General features: G+C 72.8%; 19 protein-coding genes and 1 pseudogene. 10 read left to right on the plus strand and 10 right to left on the minus strand.

The features are described from left to right. Nucleotides 1-769 precede the first annotated feature (769 nt). On the plus strand, nt 770-2002 hold the full coding sequence (locus ACFV57_RS05985) for a cytochrome P450 (protein ID WP_385226171.1): 1233 nt from the start codon (nt 770-772) through the stop codon (nt 2000-2002). A 64-nt stretch (nt 2003-2066) separates the two neighbouring features. Here ACFV57_RS05985 and ACFV57_RS05990 read toward each other — a convergent pair whose 3' ends face one another. From ACFV57_RS05990 to ACFV57_RS06005, 4 genes are all read right to left on the minus strand, one after another. After that, a complete protein-coding gene (locus ACFV57_RS05990) occupies nt 2067-2819 on the minus strand; it encodes a hypothetical protein (protein WP_385226173.1) in 753 nt (250 codons plus the stop codon). Beyond that, nucleotides 2816-3433, minus strand: coding sequence for a class F sortase (locus ACFV57_RS05995; RefSeq protein ID WP_385226175.1), 618 nt, complete (start codon nt 3431-3433; stop codon nt 2816-2818). Before ACFV57_RS05995 ends, ACFV57_RS05990 begins: the two co-directional genes overlap by 4 nt. A gap of 124 nt (nt 3434-3557) precedes the next feature. Continuing rightward, nucleotides 3558-4262: a hypothetical protein gene (locus tag ACFV57_RS06000; RefSeq protein WP_385226177.1), complete on the minus strand. Its 705-nt coding sequence runs from the start codon at nt 4260-4262 to the stop codon at nt 3558-3560. Nucleotides 4263-4594: 332 nt separating this feature from the next. Next, complete coding sequence (locus ACFV57_RS06005; RefSeq protein WP_385226493.1) at nt 4595-5833, minus strand: cytochrome P450; 1239 nt, start codon at nt 5831-5833, stop codon at nt 4595-4597. Between the two features lie 812 nt (nt 5834-6645). On the opposite strand from ACFV57_RS06005, the gene ACFV57_RS06010 reads away from it, so the two are divergent. From ACFV57_RS06010 to ACFV57_RS06025, 4 genes are all read left to right on the plus strand, one after another. Continuing rightward, nucleotides 6646-8049 (plus strand): FtsW/RodA/SpoVE family cell cycle protein, encoded by a 1404-nt coding sequence (locus ACFV57_RS06010; RefSeq protein WP_385226179.1) that lies wholly within the window; start codon nt 6646-6648, stop codon nt 8047-8049. Continuing rightward, complete coding sequence (locus ACFV57_RS06015; protein WP_385226181.1) at nt 8046-9500, plus strand: penicillin-binding transpeptidase domain-containing protein; 1455 nt, start codon at nt 8046-8048, stop codon at nt 9498-9500. Before ACFV57_RS06010 ends, ACFV57_RS06015 begins: the two co-directional genes overlap by 4 nt. A gap of 38 nt (nt 9501-9538) precedes the next feature. Continuing rightward, nucleotides 9539-10018, plus strand: a complete 480-nt coding sequence (locus ACFV57_RS06020) for an HD domain-containing protein (RefSeq protein WP_385226183.1) — start codon at nt 9539-9541, stop codon at nt 10016-10018. A gap of 80 nt (nt 10019-10098) precedes the next feature. Beyond that, the gene (locus tag ACFV57_RS06025; protein ID WP_385226185.1) at nt 10099-10935 is read left to right on the plus strand and encodes an ABC transporter ATP-binding protein; all 837 of its coding nucleotides are present in this window, start codon (nt 10099-10101) and stop codon (nt 10933-10935) included. 31 nt (nt 10936-10966) lie between these two features. On the opposite strand, the gene ACFV57_RS06030 is transcribed toward ACFV57_RS06025, so the two are convergent. Then, nucleotides 10967-12079, minus strand: coding sequence for a ferritin-like domain-containing protein (locus ACFV57_RS06030; RefSeq protein WP_385226187.1), 1113 nt, complete (start codon nt 12077-12079; stop codon nt 10967-10969). Nucleotides 12080-12249: 170 nt separating this feature from the next. Here ACFV57_RS06030 and ACFV57_RS06035 point away from each other — a divergent pair, with 170 nt between their 5' ends. From ACFV57_RS06035 to ACFV57_RS06055, 5 genes and pseudogenes are all read left to right on the plus strand, one after another. After that, nucleotides 12250-13197 (plus strand): diiron oxygenase, encoded by a 948-nt coding sequence (locus ACFV57_RS06035; protein ID WP_385226189.1) that lies wholly within the window; start codon nt 12250-12252, stop codon nt 13195-13197. Nucleotides 13198-13358: 161 nt separating this feature from the next. Beyond that, the gene (locus tag ACFV57_RS06040) at nt 13359-14099 is read left to right on the plus strand and encodes a TetR/AcrR family transcriptional regulator (protein WP_385226191.1); all 741 of its coding nucleotides are present in this window, start codon (nt 13359-13361) and stop codon (nt 14097-14099) included. Between the two features lie 84 nt (nt 14100-14183). After that, nucleotides 14184-14447, plus strand: coding sequence for a hypothetical protein (locus ACFV57_RS06045; RefSeq protein WP_385226193.1), 264 nt, complete (start codon nt 14184-14186; stop codon nt 14445-14447). Nucleotides 14448-14877: 430 nt separating this feature from the next. Further along, a pseudogene (locus tag ACFV57_RS06050) lies at nt 14878-15894 on the plus strand (chitinase); the annotation flags it as partial. 190 nt (nt 15895-16084) lie between these two features. Then, nucleotides 16085-17422, plus strand: coding sequence for an NlpC/P60 family protein (locus tag ACFV57_RS06055; RefSeq protein ID WP_385226194.1), 1338 nt, complete (start codon nt 16085-16087; stop codon nt 17420-17422). Between the two features lie 65 nt (nt 17423-17487). Here ACFV57_RS06055 and ACFV57_RS06060 read toward each other — a convergent pair whose 3' ends face one another. Genes ACFV57_RS06060 through ACFV57_RS06080 form a run of 5 tightly spaced genes read right to left on the minus strand, consistent with a single transcriptional unit; the run spans nt 17488 to nt 23247 of the window. Beyond that, complete coding sequence (locus ACFV57_RS06060) at nt 17488-18738, minus strand: styrene monooxygenase/indole monooxygenase family protein (protein ID WP_385226196.1); 1251 nt, start codon at nt 18736-18738, stop codon at nt 17488-17490. Between the two features lie 43 nt (nt 18739-18781). Continuing rightward, nucleotides 18782-19441 (minus strand): ATP/GTP-binding protein, encoded by a 660-nt coding sequence (locus tag ACFV57_RS06065; protein WP_385226198.1) that lies wholly within the window; start codon nt 19439-19441, stop codon nt 18782-18784. A gap of 4 nt (nt 19442-19445) precedes the next feature. Beyond that, on the minus strand, nt 19446-19847 hold the full coding sequence (locus tag ACFV57_RS06070; RefSeq protein ID WP_385226200.1) for a DUF742 domain-containing protein: 402 nt from the start codon (nt 19845-19847) through the stop codon (nt 19446-19448). Then, on the minus strand, nt 19844-20350 hold the full coding sequence (locus ACFV57_RS06075; RefSeq protein WP_385226202.1) for a roadblock/LC7 domain-containing protein: 507 nt from the start codon (nt 20348-20350) through the stop codon (nt 19844-19846). The genes ACFV57_RS06070 and ACFV57_RS06075 overlap by 4 nt, the downstream gene beginning before the upstream one ends. Further along, nucleotides 20347-23247: a nitrate- and nitrite sensing domain-containing protein gene (locus ACFV57_RS06080; protein ID WP_385226204.1), complete on the minus strand. Its 2901-nt coding sequence runs from the start codon at nt 23245-23247 to the stop codon at nt 20347-20349. Before ACFV57_RS06080 ends, ACFV57_RS06075 begins: the two co-directional genes overlap by 4 nt. Nucleotides 23248-23603 lie beyond the last annotated feature (356 nt).

Genomic DNA, 23603 nt, shown 5'->3' on the forward strand with positions numbered 1-23603 from the left:
CCCTGGGCACCCTGTCGGTGACCCGTTCGGCGAACTGCCGGGGCGGGCCTGGTCGTTACCGTAAACGCAGGGAAATACCGAGGTTCACACGCGGCGGCGCGTCAGGTGTCGGTGGACCGGCGCCGCGGTGGAGCCGTACGGGAAATCAGGGTGATCGCAGTGGGTGCGGCCGGACGGAAACCGCGCGACACGATGTCGCGACCCCGTGGGCGTGGCTGGGCCACGGCCTCGGTCGTACGCCTTGTGGCATGGATACACAACCCCCGAAAGTGCACACCATCCGGACCCGCTCCGGGCCCTTCGATCAAGCCATCGCGAGTTAATCAGCAGTCCTGTGAAGGCGTCAAGAAGACGGCCACGCCGCCGCCGTGGCCGTCGGGCGCCACCGCGCGAACACGGATACACGCTGGTCAGGAAGGGTTCCCCGGGATGGGACAGGCACCGGGGCGCACCGCCGCCGCGGGCGTCCGGCCGGCCGGGGCGGCGGCCGGGACGGCCGAATCCCGCCCAACCGGAATGGCCACTTCGCTTTTCGGGCGCCGGCGCCCGCGCGGCGGAATCCGCCCGCGCGCGGCGGGCGCGACCTCCGCCGATACGCGCCGAGTTGCTACTGTGAAAATGCGGAGCGGCCGCATGGGCGACTCCGGCCACCGGGCCACGGGGGACCATGGCCGGCCGCCGGCGGACAACGCCGGGGCCACAGACCGAAAGCGGCGACCACGGCGATCTCGCCGGCGCGTGCCAAGGAGCCTAAGGAGCAGGTGAATCCATGCCCAGCCGCATCATGCTGAGTCCGGGTGACATAGCCACACTCGACCTGACCGACCCGCGCACCCACGCCGAGTACGACCTGTACGAGGTCTGGCGCCGGCTGCGCAAAACACAGCCGTTCTACTGGCACCCCTCCGTCGGCGGTGCCCCGGGCTTCTGGGTCGTTTCCCGGCACGCGGATGTCTCCGAAATCTACCGGGACAACAAACGGTTCACGTCGGAGAAGGGAAATGTCCTCACCACGCTGCTGATGGGCGGGGATTCCGCCGCGGGCATGATGGCCGCGGTGACGGACGGGCCCCGGCACTCCGACATCCGCAAGATCCTGCTCAAGGCCTTCTCGCCGCGCGCGCTGGAAGGCGTGGTGGAGAACATCCGGCAGTCCACCCGCGCGCTGCTCGTCGAGGCCGTCGCCCGCGAGGAGTGCGACTTCGCCCGGGACGTGGCGGCGGACATCCCGCTCACCGCGATCTGCGACCTGATGGGCGTGCCCGAGGCGGACCGCGCGAAGGTGCTGGAGCTGACCGCGACCGCCCTCGGCAACGACGGCGCCGCCCAGTCGCCCGCCGCCGCGTGGCAGGCGCGCAACGACATCCTCGCGTACTTCGGCACGCTGGCCGAGGAGCGCCGGAAGAACCCGGGCACCGACGCGGTCAGCGTGCTGGCCACCGGCCTGATCGAGGGCCGGCCGCTGACCATGGACGAGATCGTGGTCAACTGCTACAGCCTGATCATCGGCGGTGACGAGACCAGCCGGATGTCGATGACCGGCGGGGTGCTCGCCCTGGTCGAACACCCGGAGCAGTGGCGGGCGCTGAAGAGCGGCGAGGCGGACATCCCCGCCGCCGTCGACGAGATCCTGCGGTGGACGACGCCCGCGCTGCACTTCGGCCGTACGGCGCTGGAGGACGTCCCGGTCGGCGGGCAGGGCCAGGTGATCAAGGCCGGGGACATCGTCACGCTGTGGAACGACTCGGCGAACATGGACGAGGACGTCTTCGAGGCCCCGGAGCGGTTCCTGCTCGGCCGCACCCCCAACAAGCACCTGTCCTTCGGCTACGGCCCGCACTTCTGCCTCGGCGCCTACCTGGGCCGGGCGGAGATCGCCGCCATGCTGACCGGGCTGCGCGAGGTCGTCGCCTCGGTGGAACTGCGCGGGGACACCCGCCGCAACTACTCCAACCTGCTCAGCGGCGTCACCAGCCTGCCGGTCGCGCTGCGCCCGGAGTAGCGGCGGTGCCGGGTCCGGCCGCGCCCGGCGTACGGCGGCGTGCGTCGCCGTACGCCGGTGTGCGTCAGTGGCGAGTCCGGCGGATCTCCTCGCGGCGCAGCGTCATCCCGCGCAGCGCCGCGTCCCACGCGTACACCGAACGGTTCTCGTAGCCGGGCAGTTCGGCGGGCTCGCGCACGATCAGTTCACGGCCCGCCACCTCGACGGACAGCGGGCGCACGTGCGTGGACAGGATGCGGACGAGAACGCCGTGGTCGAGGGTGTACACGCGCAGCCCCAGCGACCCGTCGTCCCCGGAGCCACCGGTGGTCCCGCCGCCGGAACCGCCGTCCCCGGGGGTGTCCTCGAAGCCGATGACCAGGTCGTCCCTGCCGTTGCCGGTCAGGTCGTGGAAGCAGGGCTCGCGCAGCGGGCAGCCCGGCGCGCCGATCCCGGTGCACGCCGCGATCCGGCGGGCGGTGGCCGCGTACATCCCGTCGCCTCCCGTGACCACACCCGGGTGCGCGGCGACCTCGGCCTGCACGACGGCGAGCGGGGAGAGCGCGCGGATGTCGCCGCCGGGCGCCCGGGGGATGCCGGGCACCCGGTCCGGGGCCGCCGGCTCCGGCCTGCCCGCGGGGTGTTCGGGCTTCGGCCGGTCCGGCCACAGCCGGACCGGGGCGGAGGCGGTGGCCGCCGGGCGCGCGACCAGGGCCTGGCCCGAGGCGCCGCAGCCGCAGAGCAGCAGCGCGAGGCCGGCCGCGGGCGCGGCGGCGGGCAGCAGGTGCCGCGGGCGGTACCGGCGCGGGGGTGCGGACGGGCGTGCTTCGCGGGTCACTTCACCAGGTCCGCGTAGAAGACGATGTTGTCCGAGCGGTGGCCGCCCACGATCGGGCCGCCGCAGGTGAGCAGGCGCAGCTCGGGGCGGTCGGTGTCGCCGTACACCTTGTCCGTCGGGAAGTCCTTCTTGTCGACCTGCTGGACCTCGCGGACTCTGAAGGTGGCGGTGGAGCCGTCGGCGCGGCCGACCTCGATGACGTCGCCGGTCTTCATCTTGCGGACGTTCTTCATCAGCGCGGGGCCCTTGGCCGTGTCGTAGTGGGCGACGAGGACGGCCGGGCCCTTCTCGCCGGGGGTGACCCCCTTGGTGAACCAGCCCGCCTTGTCCGCCTTGTCCACCGGCGGCACGTCCAGTTCGCCGTCGCCGGTGAGCCCGAGCGGGAGGACCGGGCGGCTGTCGACCCCGGCCGACGGGATCTGTACGCGGACGGGCTCGGACCGTTTCATCGGCGCGGCGGCCTGTCCGGCCGGGCGGGCGGCGTCGTCCATCCGCACGTCCGGGCCGGGGCCGCCGCCGCAGGCGGTCAGGACACCGCTGACGGCGAGCGCGAGGACACTCAGCGCGGCGGTGCGTCCGATGCGGCCGTGGCGGGGCGTGGTGGGCGGGGTCACGGTGGCTCCTGATGCGTACGGGAGGGAGAAGCGGTGGGGAGTCGACGGAGGCGGCGTCGGGGCGGCGGCGGGGCGGGCCGCTGCGGTGAGGGAGCGGCGGCCCGCCCCGGGCCGATCCGGCGGCTCAGGCGTCCTCGCCGGCCTTGCGGCGGTGCAGCAGCGCGAAGCCGAGGCCCGCGGCGGCAGCGGCGGCACCGCCGCCGGCCAGCAGTACGGCCGGGGTGTCCGGCGTCTCGCCGACGCCCTCGGCACCGGCCTTGACGCCGCCCTTCGGAGTGACCCGGGTCTGCCGGCCGTCGCCGTGCTGCGACTGCCGCCGGTCCTTCGTGGCGTCCTTCTGCTGCTCCTTGTGCCTGTCGTCCTTCTTCTTGTCGCCGCCCTCGGCCCACGAGGTCATGGAACCGTCGGGCCGCAGGACGAAGTGCGCGCCATTGTGCTGGCCGTAGGCGGGCTTGCCGCCCTTGGACTCCAGCGTGTCCATCTTGGTGAGCTTGCCGGTGGCCGGCTCCTTGGCGTACATGTCGGCCTGGAAATGGTCCGGGCCCAGCCGGTAAATCTTGGCGGTGAATCCGCCGGACAGGCTCTGCGTACGGATCAGCTTGCGCTCGCTCTTCTGCTGATCATTGTGCTGGTCCTTCTGCTGGTCCTTCTTCTGCTCCTCGCCCTTGTTCCCCGGCGTCCCGGAGTTCTCCGAGGGCTTCGCCGACGGTGCGCCGGCCGGCTGCGGGCTGTCGGCGAAGGCGGCAGCGGCGGGCAGCAGCAGCACGGAACCGGCGACGGCCGCTGCGGCGGTGGTACGGACAAGGGTGCGGCGACGGGTGCTGGCCATCAGGATTTCCTTTGCGGTTTTCCGGAGTGGGGGTCGCGGTCCGCTCGGTGCGTCGGCGACACCGATGAAGCTATTCACCCCGCATCACGGGAAATCTCCGGACACGTAACAGACCGCCCAAGATGAGGACACGGCCACGCAACTCCCGGCCTTTCCGGGACCTTGGTCCCGGCGGAATTATGCGCCGCTCGGCCGTAAGGACGAAACGGAACGACCGGGCGCTCGGCCTTTCGGCCGGGCACCCGGTCGTCGAGAAAGCGACCGCTTTCCGGATTCCGCGCGGCGGACCGCCGAATTTCACCCCGCCCGCGCCGGGGAAGGGGAAATCCGGCTCAGCCGTCCAGGCGGACCGGCAGCGACTCGATACCGTAGACGATCGACAGCTTGCGGAACGCCAGGTCCGCCGGCTCCACCGCGAGCCGCATGTTCGGAAAGCGCCGTACCAGCGCGGGGTAGGCGGCGCGCAGCTCCATCTTGGCCAGCTCGGCCCCGACGCAGCGGTGTATGCCGTAGCCGAAGGCGAGGTGCGAGGGGACGTTGCGGGACGGGTCGAAGCGCTCCATGTCGGGCCCCAGCTTGCCGTCCCGGTCGGCGCCGCTGAGCGAGCACAGCACCACGTCGCCCTTGGTGATCGGCACCCCCGCGATCTCCAGGTCCTCCCGCGCGAAGCGGGGGAAGGCCACCTGGACGACGGTGAGGTAGCGCAGCAGCTCCTCCACGTAGCGGTCGGCCGCCTCGTCGCCGTCCTTGAGGGCCGCGAAGTGCGAGGAGTCCTGGAGGAGGACCAGGGCGCCCAGCGCCAGCATGCTCGCGGTCGTCTCGAAGCCGCCGGTCAGCACGCCGTCCGCGAGGCCCGCCAGCTCCTCGTCGCTGACCGAGTCGCCGTGCTCCTTCACGATCATGCCGAGCAGACCGTCACCCGGGTTCTCGCGCTGCTTCTTGACCACCTCGCGGAAATAGGAGAGCGATTCCGATATGGCGCCGAAGGACGCGTTGGCGCCGCTGAAAAGGTCGAAACGCGCGGCGCTCAGCCGCTCGAAGTCCGCGCGGTCCTCGTACGGCACGCCGAGGAGTTCGCAAATGACCAGCGACGGAATCGGCAGCGCGAAGTGTTCCACGATGTCGACCGGCTCACCGGAGCGGCCGGCCTTCTCCATGGCGTCCAGCCGCTCCTCCACGATCTCGTGGATACGGGGCGTGAGCCGGCCGAGGCGGCGCATGGTGAATTCGGGCGTCAGCAGGCGGCGCAGCCGGGTGTGCACCGGCGGGTCGGCGAATCCGAGGCCGCCGGGGTTCTGGTCGGTACTGGCACCGGCCTGGCCGATGAGGTTGGTGAAGTCGGAGCTGAAGGCGTTGCCCTTGCCCAGGACGGCCTTGACCTCGTCGTAACCGGTGACCAGCCACACATTGGCGGCGATCGGCACCGGCAGCTTGCTGATGGGCTCCTTCTCACGCACCGTAGCCAGCTCGCCTACCGGGTCCAGCCCGTCCCGCCGCAGCGGCATCAACACAGACTCGGGCAAGAAAGACATCCGAGACAGGTCGAAGCCCTTCTTCCGCGTCCTTGCCATATACAGGCGGCCGGCCCAGGCGATGATCCGGGAACGGAGAGTCGTCATGACGCTAATACTGCCTTTCGTCGAGGGGGACGGTCACCCGCCCTCGGCGGTCCCCGGTAAGGGCTGCCGAACGCCGGGACATCCGCTCGGCGTTCGCGGATGTGACGTGCGCCATGGACCGGTCGGCCGCATCCAGCGTGACGAGCTCAGCCTTGTACATATGTGTGCGCGTGGTCTGAGGGCGAGTTTACAAACTGCCATTGCACGCAATCACGGAACAACCCCTGTCCTCCCCTTAGGGGCTCTCCCTGAGACGACCTCGAAGCCCCGGGGCCCGCGCGAACTGGCCCCGCCCACGGGCCAGTAGGCCGCCGCCGCTTCGCGAGGCGGCCGGGCTGTGCGGGTACCGGTCGTCATGGGCGAAAGCCAACCGTACGCGGGGGTATGCGGCCCGCCGTTTCCGTCATGGGCGAACGAGGCAACCCGTACGCCGTTTCCGACGTCCACCCCCGGCGCGCCACCCGGCCCCGCCCGCCCGGGACACCACCGGACCCTCGCCGGCCCCCGGCACGCCCCCGCCCCGCGCGCGAACCATGCCCACCCGACCCCGCAATCATGCCCACCCGGCCCCCGGGGCCGGAGCGACGCCACCCCGTCCGCCGGCCCATCGTGCCCGTACGCCCCTTTCGCGCCCCTCCCCCGCGCCCCCTGCCCCTCTCCTCTGCCGACCACCCCGCCCGACCGTCAACCGCCACCTCGCACCACGCGCCCCGCCCGTCCCGACATAAAGGACATATATCCCCACGCTTGCTACGTTGCCTGGCATGACCGCATCCACGGCGGACGCTCCCCCACCGGGCCTGAGAACACCCGGACGCCGGGGCACCGAACTCGCCCTCCTCGTCGGCGCCGTCCTCATCAGCGTCTGCGGGTACATCGACGTCGGGCTCGCCCGGCAGAACGCCGTCCCGGGCGACGCGGCGAGCTACGGAGCGGGCCTGGGCGCCCTGGCCCTCCTCGGTCACTTCGCCGTGCGCATGCGGGCGCCCTGCGCCGACCCCCTGCTGCTCCCGATCGCCATCCTCCTGAACGGGCTCGGACTGGTACTGATCTTCCGGCTCGACCTGGAGACGCCCGGGAACCGGGCGGCGCCCACGCAGCTGGTCTGGTCCGCCCTCGGCGTCGGCCTGTTCGCCGCCGTCGTCCTGCTGCTGCGCGACCACCGCACCCTCCAGCGCTACGCCTACCTGTCGGTCGCCGCCGGCCTCGCCGTGATGATCCTGCCGATCCTCTTCCCCGCCGTGAACGGGGCCAGGATCTGGATCAGAGTGGCGGGCTTCTCCTTCCAGCCCGGAGAGTTCGCGAAGATCCTCCTCACCGTCTTCTTCGCCGCCTATCTGGCGGCCAACCGCGACGCCCTCGCCCATACAGGGAAACGGATGTGGAAGTTCCAGTTCCCCACCGCCCGGGTGATCGGCCCGGTCGCCGCCGTCTGGCTGGTCAGCGTCGGCGTCCTGGTCCTCGAACGCGATCTGGGCACCTCGCTGCTCTTCTTCGGCGTCTTCGTCGTCCTGCTGTACGTGGCCACCGGCCGCACCGGCTGGATCGCGGTGGGCCTGCTGCTCGCCGCCGTCGGCGCGGTCGTCGTCGGCTCCCTCGAACCGCATGTGCACAGCCGGGTCGCGGACTGGCTGCACCCGTTCGCGAGCAGCGCGGCGGGCCGCGGCGCCAGCCAGCTCGCCCAGTCGCTGTTCGCCTTCGCCGCCGGCGGCCTGCTCGGCACCGGTCTGGGCGAGGGGCACTCCGTCCTCATCGGCTTCGCCATGAAGTCGGACTTCATCCTGGCCACCTACGGCGAGGAACTGGGCCTGGTCGGCCTGACCGCGCTCTTCCTCCTGTACGCGCTCCTGGTCGCCCGCGGCTACCGGGCGGGCCTGGCACTGCGCGACCCGTTCGGGCGGCTGCTGGCCGTGGGGCTCGCGTCGCTGCTCGCCGTGCAGGTCTTCGTCATCGCGGGCGGGGTGATGGGCCTGATCCCGCTGACCGGGATGGTGATGCCGTTCCTCGCCCAGGGCGGCTCGTCCGTCGTCACCAACTGGATCATCATCGCGCTGCTCATCCGGCTCAGCGACAGCGCCCGCAGGCCGCCCCCGGCCCCCGCCGAGACCGGCCTGATCGCGGTGGCGGGCCCCGGCACCGACCACGCCGACCAGGGCAGGGACCAGTGAACCGCTACATCCTCCGGGCCAGCGCCTTCGCCCTCGTCCTGCTCGTCGCGCTGCTCCTGAACGCCGCCCGCGTCCAGGTCTTCGAGGCCGACGACTACACCGGCAACCCCGCCAACCGGCGCCCCGTCATGGCCCGTTACAGCCAGCCCCGCGGCGACATCCTCGTCGGCGGCCGGCCCGTCACCGGCTCCCGCGACAGCGGCGAGCGGCTGCGGTACGAGCGGACGTACACCCAGGGGCCGCTGTACGCGCCCGTCACCGGCTACGCCTCCCAGACGTACGGCACCACCTTGCTGGAGAACGCCGGGGACGACGTGCTGTCCGGCACCGACCCCCGGCTCGCCCCGCTCCCGCTGTGGACCGACATCACCCGCGAGCAGCAGCCGGGCGGCGACGTGGTCACCACGATCGACGCGGCGGCGCAGCAGGCCGCGTTCGAGGGGCTGGGCGGCAAGAAGGGCGCGGTGGCCGCCGTCGAGCCGCGGACCGGAAAGATCCTCGCGCTGGCCAGCACACCGTCGTACGACCCGAACGAGCTGGCCGGCACCGGGCCGTCGGTCACCGGGGCCTGGAGCCGGCTCACCGGCGGCGGCGATCAGCCGATGGTCAACCGCGCCCTGCGGCAAACGTACCCGCCGGGCTCCACCTTCAAGGTCGTCACGGCCGCGGCCGCGCTGGACCACCGCAAGGTCACCGGCCTCGACGCGGCCACCGACACCCCCGACCCGTACCCCCTTCCGGGGACGTCCACCCAGCTCACCAACGAGGCGGACGGCTGCGAGAACGCGTCCCTGCGGCACGCCTTCGAGGGCTCCTGCAACACCGTCTTCGCGCACCTGGGCGTGGACGTCGGCCTGCGCGACCTGGCCGCGACCGCGGAGAACTTCGGCTTCAACGACGAGGACCTGAAGATCCCCTCACGCGCGGCCCGCAGCAACTTCGACACCGACATGGACCAGGCGCAGGTCGCGCTGTCGGCCATCGGCCAGTACAACACCTCGGCCACCCCGCTCCAGATGGCGATGGTCGCCGCCGCGGTGGCCGACGACGGCGAGGTACGTTCCCCCTATCTGGTGGACCGGATGACCGACGCGCACGGCGGAACCGTCTCCGCCACCCGCCAGAAGACCCTGCACCGGGCGATGAGCCGCGGCACCGCGCGGCACCTCCGGGAGCTGATGACCGGCGTGGTCACCCGGGGCACCGGCACCGGCGCCGCGATCGACGGCGCCACCGTCGGCGGCAAGACCGGCACCGCGCAGCACGGGGTGGACAACAAGGGCACGCCGTACGCCTGGTTCATCTCCTGGGCGCAGCAGGACGGGGCGGACGACCCGGCGGTGGCCGTGGCGGTGGTCGTCGAGGACGCGGCCGCCAACCGCGCGGACATCAGCGGCGGCGGCAGCGCCGCGCCCATCGCCCGCGCGGTGATGCGGGCCGCGCTACGGTGACGTACGGCGGACAGGGGCCGTGGACGGGCGGGGGACGCATGAGACAGCGGGGGCACGGGCGCCGGGCCGGTGAGCGGGCACTGCTGACCCTCGACGAGGTCGAGGCGCTGGCGCGCCGGGCCCACGAGGGGCAGACGGACAAGGCCGGCCGGCCCTACGCGGAGCACCTGGCCGCGGTCGCCGAGGGCGTACGGGCGCGCGGCGGCAGCGACGAGCAGATCGCCGCCGCCTGGCTGCACGACGCCGTCGAGGACGACGCGCTCACGCCCGCGTGGCTGGCGGACGCCGCGCTCACCGCGCGCACCAAGGCGATGGTCCGCGCGGTGACCAGGATTCCGGGCGAGCCGGTCGAGGCGTATGCGGCCCGCATCCTGGCGACGCCCGGCGCGCTGCTGATCAAGGAAGCGGATCTGGCGCACAACGCGGACCCGGCGCGGCTCGCGGTGCTGGACGCGGCGACGCGGGAGCGGCTGACCGTGAAGTACTCGCGGGTGCGGGGCCTGCTCGGGCTGGCATAGCGCCACCGGCGGGCCCCTTTCCGGTCCACACCGCGGACACCCGCCACACAAAGCTGCCCCATACAGCTAACCTGCCCGCCATGACGACCTCGGAGCCCTCGGACCCCACCGCCCCCTCGGCCCCTGGAAACCGTGTGATCGCGGCCCTCCACGACGCGAGCGTCCGCCGCTTCACCACCGGGCAGGTCATCCTCGACGGCATCGACTGGACCGTACGCACCGGTGAGCACTGGGCGCTGCTCGGCGCCAACGGCGCGGGCAAGACCACCGTGCTGCGGCTGATCGGCGCGCTGATGTTCCCCACGACCGGCACGGTCGAGGTGCTCGGCCACCGCCTCGGCACCGTGGACGTACGCGAACTGCGTGCCGCGATCGGCCTAGTCTCCAGTGCGCAGAAGGTGCCCCAGGACGCGACCGGCCACACGGTGGTGCTGACCGGTGCGACCGGCACCGTGCAGCCGCTGTGGGGGAAGTACGACGACGCCACCCGTGAGCGCGCGCACGAACTGCTCGCCGAGCTGGACTGCAAGGACCTGGCGGACCGGCCGATCGGTGTGTGCTCCGGCGGTCAGCGGGCCCGCCTCCTGATCGCCCGCGCGCTGATGGCCGACCCGTCGCTGCTCCTCCTGGACGAGCCGTTCAACGCGCTCGACCTGCCGTCCAGGGAGGACCTGATCGACACCATGCACCGCCTGGCCGAAGGCCGCCCCGGCCTGGCGACCATCACGGTCACCCACCACCTGGAAGAGCTGTCCCCCGCCATCGGCCACGCGCTGCTCCTGCGCGAGGGCCGTGTGCAGGCGCTGGGCCCGGTGGCGGACGTCCTCACCGGCGACCGCATGACGGCCTGCTTCGGCCGTCCCATCGAGGTGACGCGCCACGACGGCCGATGGCTCGCGCGCTCGGGGCGCCGCTGACGGCCGGCCGCGTGCGGGCCGGGGCACGGTGTCAGTCCGTGTCCCCGGCCCCCCGCGCGATCGTCTCGGCCACCTCAGCCGTCCGTTCGCGCTCCTCCTTCGCGAAGCGTTCCGCGTCGAGCTGTTCGGCCAGTTCCTCGTCCTGGGCCATCAGCCGGTCCAGGTTGGAGTCGCCGAGGTCGAAGACGCCCATGTCCACGTACGCGCGCTGGAGGCGTTCGCCCCACAGGCCGATGTCCTTCACGCACGGCACGATGCGGCTGAAGAGCAGTTTGCGGAAGAGGTGGAGGAACTCCGACTGCTCGGTGATCTCGGCGGCCTCCTGGTGGGGGACGCCGAAGTTCTCCAGGACCTCAAGACCGCGCAGGCGGTCGCGCATCAGGTAGCAGCCCTCGATGACGAAGTCCTCGCGTTCGCGCAGTTCGGCGTCGGTGAGCTGCTGGTAGTAGTCGCGCAGCGCCAGCCGCCCGAAGGCGACGTGCCGGGCCTCGTCCTGCATGACGTAGGCGAGGATCTGCTTGGGCAGCGGCATGGTGGTGGTGTCGCGGATCATGCCGAAGGCGGCCAGCGCCAGGCCTTCGATGAGTACCTGCATTCCCAGGTAGGGCATGTCCCAGCGGGAGTCCCTGAGGGTGTCCTCCAGGAGTGCCCGGAGGTTGTCGTTGACCGGGTAGAGCATCCCGATCTTGTCCTTGAGGAAGCGGCTGTAGATCTCGGCGTGCCGGGCCTCGTCCATGGTCTGGGTCGCGGAGTAGAACTTCGCGTCGAGGTCGGGGACGGTCTCCACGATCCGCGCCGCGCACACCATCGCGCCCTGTTCGCCGTGCAGGAACTGGCTGAACTGCCAGGACGCGTAGTGCTGCCGCAGTTCGCCGCGCTCCTTGTCCGACATCCGGTCCCAGTGCGGTGTGCCGTACAGGGAGACCGACTCGTCCGGGGTGCCGAGCGGGTTGTACGGGTCCACCTCCTGCGCCCAGTCGATGCGCAGATCGGCGTCCCACTGCTTGTCCTTGCCCTTTCGGTAGAGGGCGAGGAGCCGCTCCCGTCCGTCGTCGTACTCCCAGCTGAAACGGGCCGGACTGCCCGCCGGCACGGTCCACAGATAGCCGCCCGGGTCCTGTGCGTACAGCTCGCGGCTCGACACGTGTGCCTCCTCGCTCCCGCCCGACCCCCGTACCGGAGCCGGTCGTTGGCAGGCTCACACGGGACTTACCGGCGGGTCAATAAGTCGTGCGCAGGGGATTGACTGGCTTGCTGACACGCAGTCTCATAAGACGTGACCGCGGGTAACCCACGAGCGAGGTAACCACAGCCATGACGACCGTGACGACAGCGACCACCGTGACGGAGCCGGAAGTCCTCCGGGACGCCCTCGGGCTGCTCAAGGACCGCGAGCAGGTGGCGGAACGACTGCTCGACTCCTCCGCCAAGCACTCCTTCGACCCGGACACCGAACTCGACTGGGACGCGCCCCTGGAAGAGGGCAAGTGGTTCTGGCCGCCGGAGCTGGTGTCCCTCTACGACACCCCGATGTGGAAGAAGATGTCCGAGGAGCAACGGATGGAGCTGTCCCGCCACGAGGCCGCGTCGCTGGCCTCGCTGGGCATCTGGTTCGAGATCATCCTGATGCAGCTGCTGGTGCGGCACATCTACGACAAGTCCGTCACCAGCGCGCACGTCCGCTACGCACTCACCGAGATAGCCGACGAGTGCCGGCACTCCAAGATGTTCGCACGCATGATCCAGAAGGGCGGGGCGCCCACGTATCCCGTCTCGCGCCTCAACCACAACCTGGCGCGCGTCCTCAAGACGGTCTCCACGACACCCGGTTCGTTCGCCTGCACGCTGCTCGGCGAGGAGATCCTGGACTGGATGCAGCGACTGACCTTCCCGGACGAGCGGGTCCAGGCGATCGTGCGCGGCGTGACCCGCATCCACGTCGTCGAGGAGGCCCGGCACGTCCGCTACGCCCGCGAGGAGCTGCGCCGCCAGATGGTCACGGCGCCGCGCTGGGAGCAGGAGCTGACCCGGGTCAGCAGCGGGGAGGCGGCCCGCGTCTTCTCCGTCGCCTTCGTCAACCCGCAGGTCTACACCAACGTCGGGCTGGACCGGCGGGAGGCGGTCGCCCAGGTCAAGGCCAGCGGCCACCGCCGCGAGGTGATGCAGTCCGGCGCGGGCCGGCTGACGGAGTTCCTGGACGACATCGGCGTCCTGCGCGGTGTGGGCCGCAAGCTCTGGAAGAGCTCGGGCCTGCTGGCGTAACGGCGAACGCGGGTGCGATACGGGCCCGGGGCCACCGGCGCGGCGCCGGACCGCCCCGGGCCCCGGACGCACCGGCGCTGCGCGGCCCCGTGCGCGCGAACGCGCCCCGCGCTCCCGAACCCGCCCCGGCGCCCACGGGGCAGGCCGGTTACGCTGCTGGGATGAACGGCAGCGGCACCGCCCCAGCAGTACCCCGACCCGCCTACCGCAGGCTCAGTGTCGAGCAGCGCCGCTCCCAACTCCTGTCCGCCGCCCTGGGCCTGTTCGCCCAGCGCGCCCCCGAGGACGTCTCGCTGGACGACGTAGCGAACGCGGCCCAGGTGTCCCGGCCCCTGGTCTACCGCTACTTCCCCGGCGGCAAGCAGCAGTTGTACGAGGCCGCCCTGCGCAGCGCGGCCGACATACTGGAGGGCTGCTTCGACGAGCCGGAGGACGGCCCGCTGACGCAGCGCCTCGGCCGGGCCCTCGACCGCTATCTGGCGTTCGTCGACGAGCACGACGCGGGGTTCAGCGCCCTGCTCCAGGGCGGCAGCGTCGTCGAGACGACCCGTACGTCCGCGATAGTCGACGAGGTGCGCCGCACCGCCGCCGAGCAGATCCTGCACCACCTCGGCGCCGCGAACCCCTCCCCCCGGCTGCGGATGGCGGTCCGTACGTGGATCACGGCCGTCGAGGCCGCGTCGCTGATCTGGCTGGACGAGGACAAGCGGCCGCCGCTGGACGAACTGCGCGACTGGCTGGTCGACCACTTCGTCGCGCTGCTGACCGCGACGGCGGCGTCCGACGAGCAGGCCGCGCAGGCGGCGCGGGCGGCGCTGGCCATGGAGACCGCGCAGGGGCCGGTCGGCGAGCTGGCCCGGCGCATCCTGCCGATCGTGGCCGACGCGGCCCATCTCCTGTGACCGCGCACCCTCCGCACAGCGCACCGCCGCACGTGTCCTGACCTGCACTTTCACCGGCCCGTCAATCGATGTGAGACTGGTGGGGTGAGAAGCGAGAACACCCCGTTCATCGGCGGCCCGCTGGATGGGCGGATTCTGCCGGTCCTCGTCGGCGCGACCGGCCAGCCGCCGAGGACGTACGAGATCCCGGTGCCGAACGACGACGGCAGCCCGCCGACGGTGTACCTGTACCGGCGGGCGCCGGGCCGGGTGGGGCGGCTGGGGCTGCCCCGGGGGTGGAAGTACGAGTACGACCCGGCGGGCAGGCCGGCCGGCGGGCCGAAGTGGCCCTGGACGAAGCGGCGTTGACCGGCCGGGCCGCCCGGCCCGGCACCCGCCGAACACCCGTCCGGCACCCGGCGGCCGCCCGGCGGCAACTCCCCGGCCCCGCAACCGGTCTTGGTCCGGACCATTGACAGTACTGGTCTAGTCCTGTTTGCTGCCTGCCCAGGGGGGAGCCGCACTTGTGCCTCCCTGGCAAGGCCCCATCCCCGCAGGAGCGGCCCCCTCCCACCTTCGGCACCCACGTACGCCCCCTCCGTACCGCCGTCGACAAGGAGCACCCCCCATGCGCCGCAGCCACCGTCACAGCCGCAGACGCGGCCCCTCCAAGAGACCCCTGGCCTCCGCCCTGACCGCCGGCCTCCTCGGCGCCACGGCCCTGTTCGCCTCCCCAGCCCAGGCCGGCCCGCCGCCCACCGCGGCACCCTCCCCCGGGCCGGCCTCCCGCACCCAGGCACTCCCCGAACACGCCCTCGTCGGCTATCTGCACGCCAGCTTCGCCAACGGCTCCGGCTACACCCGCCTGGCCGACGTCCCGGACAGCTGGGACATCATCGACCTGGCCTTCGGCGAGCCGACCTCCGTCACCTCCGGCGACATCCGCTTCTCGCTCTGCCCCAAGGCGGAGTGTCCCGGCGTGGAGACGGAGGCCGAGTTCAAGGCCGCGGTCAAGGCCAAGCAGGCCGCGGGCAAGAAGGTGCTGATCTCCATCGGCGGGCAGAACGGGCAGGTGCAGCTGACCACCACCGCCGCCCGCGACCGGTTCGTGCAGTCGGTCGGCGCGATCATCGACCGGTACGGGCTGGACGGCCTGGACATCGACTTCGAGGGCCACTCCCTCTCGCTGGCCACCGGCGACACCGACTTCAAGAACCCGAAGACGCCCTCGATCGTCAATCTGATCTCCGCGGTGAAGACCCTCAAGGCCAAGTACGGCGCCGGGTTCACGCTGACGATGGCGCCCGAGACGTTCTTCGTCCAGCTCGGCTACCAGTTCTACGGCTCGGGGCCCTGGGGCGGCCAGGACCCGCGCGCCGGCGCCTACCTGCCCGTCATCCACGCGCTGCGCGACGACCTGACCCTGCTGCACGTCCAGGACTACAACTCCGGCCCGATCATGGGCCTGGACAACCAGTACCACTCCATGGGCGGCGCCGACTTCCACATCGCGATGACCGACATGCTGCTCACCGGCTTCCCGGTCGCCGGCAACCAGAACAACGTCTTCCCTGCGCTCAAGCCGTCCCAGGTCGCCATCGGCCTGCCCGCCTCCCCGTACGCGGGCAACGGGCACACGTCGACCGGCGAGGTCACCAAGGCGCTCAACTGCCTCACCCGGGGCACCGACTGCGGCAGCTACCGCACCCACGGCCGCTGGCCCGCCCTGCGCGGCCTGATGACCTGGTCCGTCAACTGGGACCGCTTCGGCAGCTGGGAGTTCCAGAAGAACTTCGACCGCTACTACGGAAGCTGACAGCGCCTCAGCAGCACGCCCGGGCCGCCTCCGGGCGCCGTGACACGCCACCGGCCGCCGATCGGGTGACCGTACCGCTCCGGTGGCCCCACCCCCACGGCGAAGATACGACCACCGTGGCACGATCCGAACGAATCGGGCGGCGGACGGCGGGTCCGCCGGGCCGCGGCTGTCCGTCGGAGGTGGGTTCGTGTCGCAGCGGTGCACGCCGGGTCGGTACCGGCCGGGGCGGATCGTACGGTCGGTCTGCGCGACGGCGCTGGTGGGCGCGGTCACCCTGACGCTGCCCGCCACGCCCGTACACGCCGTACCGGAGCCGGACCCGGCCGCGACCGGCGCGTTCCCGGTGCCGGACGCGCCGGACCTGCCGGAGGTACCTGGCGGGCCGGAGGTACCGGACGCGCCCGGTACGGACGGCACCGGCGAGGCCGGCGAAGGCCCGGCGGTCTCCGGTGACACCGACGTCCCCGAAGGCCCCGCGGTCTCCGGGGACGTCTCCCTCCGTCGGCTGCTCACCCGTCTCCAGGACCTCTACCGGCGGACCGAGCAGGCCACCGAGGCGTACAACGCCACCGAGGAGGGCCTGAAGGCGCAGCGCGAGAAGACGCGGGACCTCAACGTCCGGCTGGCCCGCGCCCGTACGCGGCTCGCCGACGGGCAGGCCGACGCGGGGCGGCTGGCCCGCCAGCAGTACCAGGGCGGCGGCGCCGCCGGACTGTCCACCTACGTGCGCATGCTGCTCTCGGCCCACCCGGAGGAGGTCCTCGAACAGGGCCACCTGCTCAAGGAGGCGGCCGGCAGCCAGGCCGCCGTCGTCGCCCGCCTCACCGGCAGCGAGAAGCGGGCGAACGAGCTGGCCAGGGCTTCCCGGGCCGCGCTGGACAAGCAGCAGGTGCTCACCGAGCGGCGCCGGAAGCAGCGGGACACGGTGCAGGGCCGGCTCAAGGAGGTCGAGGAGCTGCTGTCCACCCTGTCCGAGGACCAGCTCGCCGAACTGGGCCGGCTGGAGCGGCGGGGCACGGACGACGCGCAGCGCGGCCTGCTGTCGTCCGGCGAGCTGAGCGGGTCCCGGGCGCCTTCGGTGAGCGGTGACCGGGCCGTCCGGTACGGGCTGCGGCAGGTCGGCAAGCCGTACGTCTGGGGCGCGCAGGGGCCCGGCTCCTTCGACTGCTCCGGCCTCACCTCGCAGGCCTGGTCGCACGCGGGCCGGGCCATCCCGCGCACCAGCCAGGAACAGTGGCGGCGGCTGCCGCACGTACCGCTGCGGGAGCTGCGCCCCGGCGACCTGGTGATCTACTTCCCGGGCGCCACGCACGTCGCGATGTACCTCGGGGACGGCATGGTGGTCCAGGCGCCCCGCCCCGGCGCCCGGATCAAGGTCTCCCCCGTCGCCGCGAACCCGCTCCTGGGCGCCGTCCGCCCGGACCGGGACGCGGCGGCCCTGCGCACCTACGTACCGCCGCCGCTGCCGGACGACGCGGCCTCGGGCGCCGATACGGGCTACAGCCCGGCGACGGGCGGCGGGTGACTCCCGGCCGCCCGGACTTCGGCACCGGCCAGCCCCCGGCGCGGCCGGAGACTTCTCCCCGCCCGCTAAGCGAGCGAAGCCAGGTACGCCTGCGTCTTCTCCGGCTCGAAGAAGAAGTTCTCGTAGTCCGACGGATCGTTGAACCCGTTCGCGAACCGGTCGGCCGCCGGCTGGAGCTGTCCCGCCGCCCCGATCAGGCCGAGGACGTGCTCGGGCGGCGGCGCCAGCATCGCGTTCGTCCACTTCGTGACGTGCCGGGCGGTCTGCCAGTAGCGGTCGAACGCGGACTGCATCCACTCCGCGTCGAAGGGCCGGTCGCCGTGCTCGACGATCGAGGCGAGGTAGGCGGCGGCGCACTTGGCCGCCGAGTTGGAGCCCTGGCCGGTGACCGGGTCGTTGGCGACGACGACGTCCCCGACGCCGAGGACCAGCCCGCCGGAGGGCAGGCGGCCGATGGGGTGGCGCACGGTCGGCGCGTACCGCCCGGCCAGGGTGCCGTTGGCGTCGGTCAGCTCGACCTTCGTGGCGCGCGCGTACTCCCAGGGGGTGAAGCGCTCCATCAGCTCCAGGGTCGTCGCCAGGTGCTCGTTGGGGTCCCGGACGCCCGCGAAGACGTCCAGCGGACCGCCGGGGATGCCCTCCCAGAAGAGGATGTCGGCGCGGCCGGAGTTCGTCAGCGTCGGCATGATGAACAGTTCGCCGACGCCCGGTACGAGGTTGCAGCGCACCGCGTCGAAGTCGGGGTGCTCGGGGCGGGGGCCCAGACCGTGCACGTACGCGACGGACAGCGCGCGCTGCGGGGCGTCGTACGGGGAACGGGAGGCGTCCCGGCCGAACATCGACACCAGTTCGCCCTTGCCCGCACAGACCAGCGTCAGGTCGTAGCGGCTCGCGAAGAAGTCCAGGTCGGAGACGGCGGCGCCGTGGATGACGAGCTGCCCGCCACGCTGTGCGAAGGTCTCCATCCAGCCCGCCATCTTCAGGCGCTGGTCGACGGACTGGGCGTAGCCGTCCAGCTTGCCCACCCAGTCGATGGCGCGCTGCGTCCCGCCGGGCTCCGCGTGGCTGCCGGGGGCGGCCACGGAGACGCCCAGGCCCTCGATGCGCGGCGCCTGGCTCTCCCAGAAGTTCAGCGCCAGGTCGCGTTCGTGCTGGAGCGCGGTGTGGAACATGCACTGCGTGGACATGACCCGGCCGGAGCGGATCTCGTCGGCGGTGCGGTTGGACATGAGGGTGACCTCATAGCCCTGGTCCTGGAGCCCGAGGGCCAGTTGGAGCCCGGACTGCCCGGCTCCGACGATGAGTATCTTCCGCATGGCTGTGCTCTCTTCCCAGGTACGGGGGGGGGCGGCTCGGGGGCTATTCGGGAGTGGCTTCGAGGGCGTGGGCGACGAGCGCGAGCAGCGACTCGACGACCGTGATCCGCCGGCGCGCGTCCATGATGACGACGGGCACGTGCGGCGGCACGGTCAGCGCCTCGCGTACGTCCTCGACGGCGTACTCGGCCGTCCCCTCGAAGTGGTTGACCGCGACGATGTACGGCAGGCCGCAGCTCTCGAAGTAGTCCAGCGCGGGGAAGCAGTCGTCCAGGCGGCGGGTGTCGGCCATCACTATGGCGCCGATCGCGCCGCGCACCAGGTCGTCCCACATGAACCAGAAACGTTGCTGCCCCGGCGTACCGAACAGGTACAGCACCAGGTCGGAGTCGAGGGTGATCCGCCCGAAGTCCATCGCGACCGTGGTCGTGGTCTTGTGCGGGGTGGCGGACAGATCGTCCGTGCCCTCGCTGGCCTGCGTCATCACCGCCTCGGTCTGCAAGGGGGTGATCTCGGAGACCGAGCCGACGAAGGTCGTCTTGCCCACGCCGAAGCCGCCCGCCACCACGATCTTGGTCGCGATGGGGGCGCGGGAACGATCCGTCTGCCAGCCCTGGAGCCCCGCCTCCTCCTCGGCGGCCGGTACCCCGGCGTCGGCGCAACCGCGCGGCGCTCCGGCCACCCCGGCCGCGTCGGCCGTCATCGTGTCAGAGCCTGCGAAGTCCACCCAACACCCTTTCGAGCAACGCGCGGTCGGGCCGGCCGGTGCCGTGCCCGGTTCCGTAGACGCGGATCTTTCCCTGGTCGGCGAGGTCGCTGAGCAGCACGCGGACCACGCCCAGCGGCATCTTGAGCAGCGCGGAGATCTCCGCCACCGAACGCATCCGGCGGCACAGTTCGACGATCGCGCGCATCTCCGGCATCACCCGGTCGCCCCAGCCGCCGGAGGTCAGCTCCCGCCGCTCCTCGGGGGCGTCCAGCGCGGCCACGAACGTCTCCACGAGCAGGACGTGGCCGAAGCGGGTGCGCCCGCCGGTGAGCGAGTACGGGCGCACGCGCGACGGTTTCCTGTCCCCGCCGCGTACGGGGAGCTTGGGTGCGGTGCTCACTGGGCGCTCTCCATCGACTTGCGCAGCTCGCTGCGGAGTTCGGGGGTCAGGACGTGGCCGGCCCGGCCGACGAACAGCGCCATGTGGTAGGCGATGACGCTCATGTCGCAGTCCGGGGCGGCGTGCACCCCGAGCAGCGATCCGTCGCTGACGGCCATGACGAAGAGGCTGCCCTCGTCCATCGCGACCATCGTCTGCTTGACCGTGCCGCCGTCCATCAGCTTGGCGGCGCCCGTGGTGAGGCTGGCCAGCCCGGAGACGATGGTGGCGAGGTCCGCGCTGGACCCGCGGGGGCCCGCCGGCATGCCGGGCCGCCCGGACGGGGCGGCCGGGGCGGCCGCGGCGCCCGCTGCCGGGTCGGAGGAGAGCAGCAGCAGTCCGTCGGAGGAGACCACGGCGACCGAGCGGATGCCCGGTACCTCGTCGACCAGGTTGGTCAGCAACCAGTGCAGATTCCGTGCCTCACTGCTCAGTCCGTAAGCAGTCGGCGCTTGCGCCTTCAATCGCGTGCCTCCTCGACAACGTGGCTCTCTCCCGGGGCCCCCGCTCCGTCGGTGTCCGTCTGTGGGATGGTCTGCTCCGCTGTACGTTCCGCGATCTCGGCCTCGACGTCGCGACGGCCGTCCCGCGCCCCCTGCTGGAAGCCGCCGAGCCGGGCCCGCAGGGACTCGGCGGTGGCCGCCGCACTGCCCGTACGGGGTGTGGCGGGCGGCTTCTGCGCCACGATCCGGGGCGTGCGCTTGGGCAGGCCCTGGTCGGTCACCCGGGTCCAGCGGGGCCCCTCGCCGTCCGCGCCGCCGTCCTCGTCGGCGGCGGGCGCGGCGTCGTCCTGCGACCGGGTGTGCTCGGCGGTCCCCGCGGCGTACGGGCCGGCCGTGCCGGGCCCGCTGGTCGTGTCCGCGTCCGGGGCGCCGGATGCCGTCGTTCCCTTGGCGTACGGGCCGGGCGACTCGGGTCCGTACGGGCTCGCTCCGGCCACCGCGTCCGTACCGGCGGGCTCCTCCGGCGCGCCGGGGCCGGCCGCCTCCGCGGCGCGCTCCGCCGCCTCCGCCAAGGGGTCCGCGACGGGGTCCGGCGTCTGCGGGGCCCGGTCCGGCACCGCGGCGTCGGCCGCCCCGCCCTGCTCCAGGCGCGGCAGCCGCGTCTGGAGCGTGTTGGAGTTGGCCTCGGCGACCGAGCCGGGCAGATTCTGGACACCGCCCTCGCCGGGCACGGCGGGCGCGACGGAGCCCGGTGCCGGGCGGGTGGGCAGGATGGCGGCGGGCAGGACGACGACGGCCGTGATCCCGCCCTGCTTCTCGTCGCGCAGCTGTACGCGCACCCCGTGGCGGGCGGCGAGCCGTACGACGACGTACAGGCCCAGTCCCAGGGTCTCGTCCGCCGTGTCCGGACTGTCGTCGTCCCCGGCCCCGCCCGCGAGGCGGGTGTTCAGCTCCGCCAGCCGGTCCCCGGTCATCCCTATGCCCTCGTCCTGCACCGAGAGCATGACCTCGCCGGACTCCAGCAGCCAGCCGGACAGTTCGACATGGGCGTCCGGCGGCGAGAACGCGGTGGCGTTCTCCAGCAGCTCCGCGACGAGGTGGCTGATGTCGTCGGCGGCGAACCCGGCGACCTGGGAGTGCGGCGGCAGCGACTGGACGCGGACCCGCTCGTACCGCTCGATCTCGCTGATCGAGGCGCGCAGCACGTCCAGCAGCGGCACCGGCCCCGGGTGCCCGGCACCGTGCTCGTTCCCGGCCAGTACGAGCAGGTTCTCGCTGTTGCGCCGCATCCGGGCGGCGAAGTGGTCCAGCTTGAAGAGGGTCTCCAGCCGGTCCGGGTCCTGCTCCTTCTGCTCCAGCGACTCGATGACGGTCAGCTGGCGCTCCACCAGGTTCAGGGTGCGCAGGCCGAGGTTGACGAAGCGGTCGTGCACGCCGGTGCGCAGCGCCGCCATCCGCCCCGTGAGGTCCGCCAGCTCCTGGCGCAGCGACTCCCGCTCCCCCTGGAGCACCTCGCGCTCGGCGACCAGCCGCCGGCGCCCGCCGACCAGCCGGGCGCGTTCGCCCTCCAGTTCGGCGACGCGGCGCGCGACCTCGCCCACCTGGGCGTGCAGCGCGTTGACGGACCGCACGGCGTCGGCGAACTCGTCGTTGCGGCCCTTGAACCCGACCGGCGGCTCGCCCGCCGGGTCGGCCGCGACCCGCTTGGCGCCCAGCCGCAGCGCCGCGAGCGGCCGGGTCACCGAGCGCCACGCGGAGACGCTGGCACCGAGCGCCAGCAGCAGGCAGACGCCGACCAGGGCGATACGGATCTCCAGCGCCGTCACGTCGTCGTCGCGCAGCGCGCCCAGCCGGTCGATGTCGGCGGTGGCCATGGACGCCTCGACGCTGCGCATCAGCCCGATGCGGGCGGTGAGCGCGCTCTTCACGCGCGCGCTGCTCAGCTTCTGGGCGTCGAGGCCCAGGCGCGGCTGGTCCGTGAGGGTGGCGAGGTAGCGCTCGGCGGTGTTCACGTCGCCGCCGTTGACGGTGCGGTCGTAGGCGTCCCGCCCCTTGGCGCTCGCCGACTGCTTGAAGGCGGCCAGCGCGGCCTGTTCCCGTACGTTGGCCTGCTGGGCGGCGGCGGTCAGCCGGGACTGCGGGCCGCCGGCGGCGAGGGCCGGGACGAGCAGGGCGCGGGCCGCGGCCGCCTGGTCGGTGGCGCGGCCGAGCTGCGGCAGGGCCCGTACGTCCGGGGCGACGTCGCCCGCGCGGGCGGGCAGGTCGCGGGCGATGGCGTCGGAGAGCGCGCCGAGCGCCTGTACGGCGGCCGTGTAGGCGTCGAAGGTCTCGGTGACCTGGCCCGGCCCGGACAGCGCCTTCTGGCGGGTCTGCGGCAGCGCGGCGAGGAGCTTGTCGGCAGCCCGGTACGCCTCGGTGGCGCCCGCGGCGCCGTGCGACTCGGCGCGCAGCTCGCCGATCTGCCGGTCCACGCGCGCCCGCTGCGCCTCCGAGAGCCCGGCGCCGCCGGACTTGGCGGAGCGCCCGCCCGCGACGTGCTCCGTCATCGCGTCGCGTTCGTCGGCGAGGGAGTGCGCGAGGGTGACCGCGTGGGCGTTCAGGCCGGCGAGGTCGACCAGCCGCTGGGAGTCGTGGACGTCGTCCACGGCGGACAGGATGGCGGGCGTGCCGGCGCCGAGCACGGCGAGCGCGGCGACGGCCACCGCGCCGACGAGCCGGTTGCGCACGCGCGCGGGGCGGCCGGTCGGCGAGGGGACGGGGGCGGCGGGAGCGACCGGGGCGTTCTTGGCGGCTTTCTCGGGGGTGCTCGCGGGGCCGTTGCCGGAAGCGCCGCTGCCGCCGGGCGGGGCGCTCGCGGGCATGGCGCTGCCGCCGGGCGGGGCGCCGGCGGGTATCGCGTTGCCGCCGGTCGGGGGCATGCCGGACATGGGGGCGCCCAGCGGCCCGCCCGGCCCGGCGCCCGGCGCCGTACCCGAAGCCGAACCGGCCGGCGATCCCGGCTCGACCGCGCCGTTCCGAAGCCGCTTCTTCCGCACCGCTGCTCGCATTCCTGTCTCGCCTGCCCACACCGAGTGGTCCCGCGGACCCGGCTCGCTCTCCGCTCGCGGGGCGGACCTGTGCGAAGACCGCAGCAATTCACACGTCCGCAGGGGAGGCAGCCCGGCTCTGCGCGTCGCGACGAGCGTTCAGGCGCCTCCCATGATCCGGGCCACGACCATTCCACCGGCATCGCGCAGCGGCCCGGCAACGCACACCCGGCCACTCGAATGAGTGA

The organism is Streptomyces sp. NPDC059788 (genome assembly GCF_042732265.1).
Classification (GTDB): domain Bacteria; phylum Actinomycetota; class Actinomycetes; order Streptomycetales; family Streptomycetaceae; genus Streptomyces.

Coding starts and splice junctions, on each gene's coding strand:
- ACFV57_RS06080 (WP_385226204.1), bottom strand. CDS start 23,247: ATGCCCCCGACCGGCGGCAACGCGATACCCGCCGGCGCCCCGCCCGGC.
- ACFV57_RS06065 (WP_385226198.1), bottom strand. CDS start 19,441: ATGACGGCCGACGCGGCCGGGGTGGCCGGAGCGCCGCGCGGTTGCGCC.
- ACFV57_RS06025 (WP_385226185.1), top strand. CDS start 10,099: ATGACGACCTCGGAGCCCTCGGACCCCACCGCCCCCTCGGCCCCTGGA.
- ACFV57_RS06060 (WP_385226196.1), bottom strand. CDS start 18,738: ATGCGGAAGATACTCATCGTCGGAGCCGGGCAGTCCGGGCTCCAACTG.
- ACFV57_RS06035 (WP_385226189.1), top strand. CDS start 12,250: ATGACGACCGTGACGACAGCGACCACCGTGACGGAGCCGGAAGTCCTC.
- ACFV57_RS06000 (WP_385226177.1), bottom strand. CDS start 4,262: ATGGCCAGCACCCGTCGCCGCACCCTTGTCCGTACCACCGCCGCAGCG.
- ACFV57_RS06005 (WP_385226493.1), bottom strand. CDS start 5,833: ATGGCAAGGACGCGGAAGAAGGGCTTCGACCTGTCTCGGATGTCTTTC.
- ACFV57_RS06040 (WP_385226191.1), top strand. CDS start 13,359: ATGAACGGCAGCGGCACCGCCCCAGCAGTACCCCGACCCGCCTACCGC.
- ACFV57_RS06020 (WP_385226183.1), top strand. CDS start 9,539: ATGAGACAGCGGGGGCACGGGCGCCGGGCCGGTGAGCGGGCACTGCTG.
- ACFV57_RS06010 (WP_385226179.1), top strand. CDS start 6,646: ATGACCGCATCCACGGCGGACGCTCCCCCACCGGGCCTGAGAACACCC.
- ACFV57_RS05985 (WP_385226171.1), top strand. CDS start 770: ATGCCCAGCCGCATCATGCTGAGTCCGGGTGACATAGCCACACTCGAC.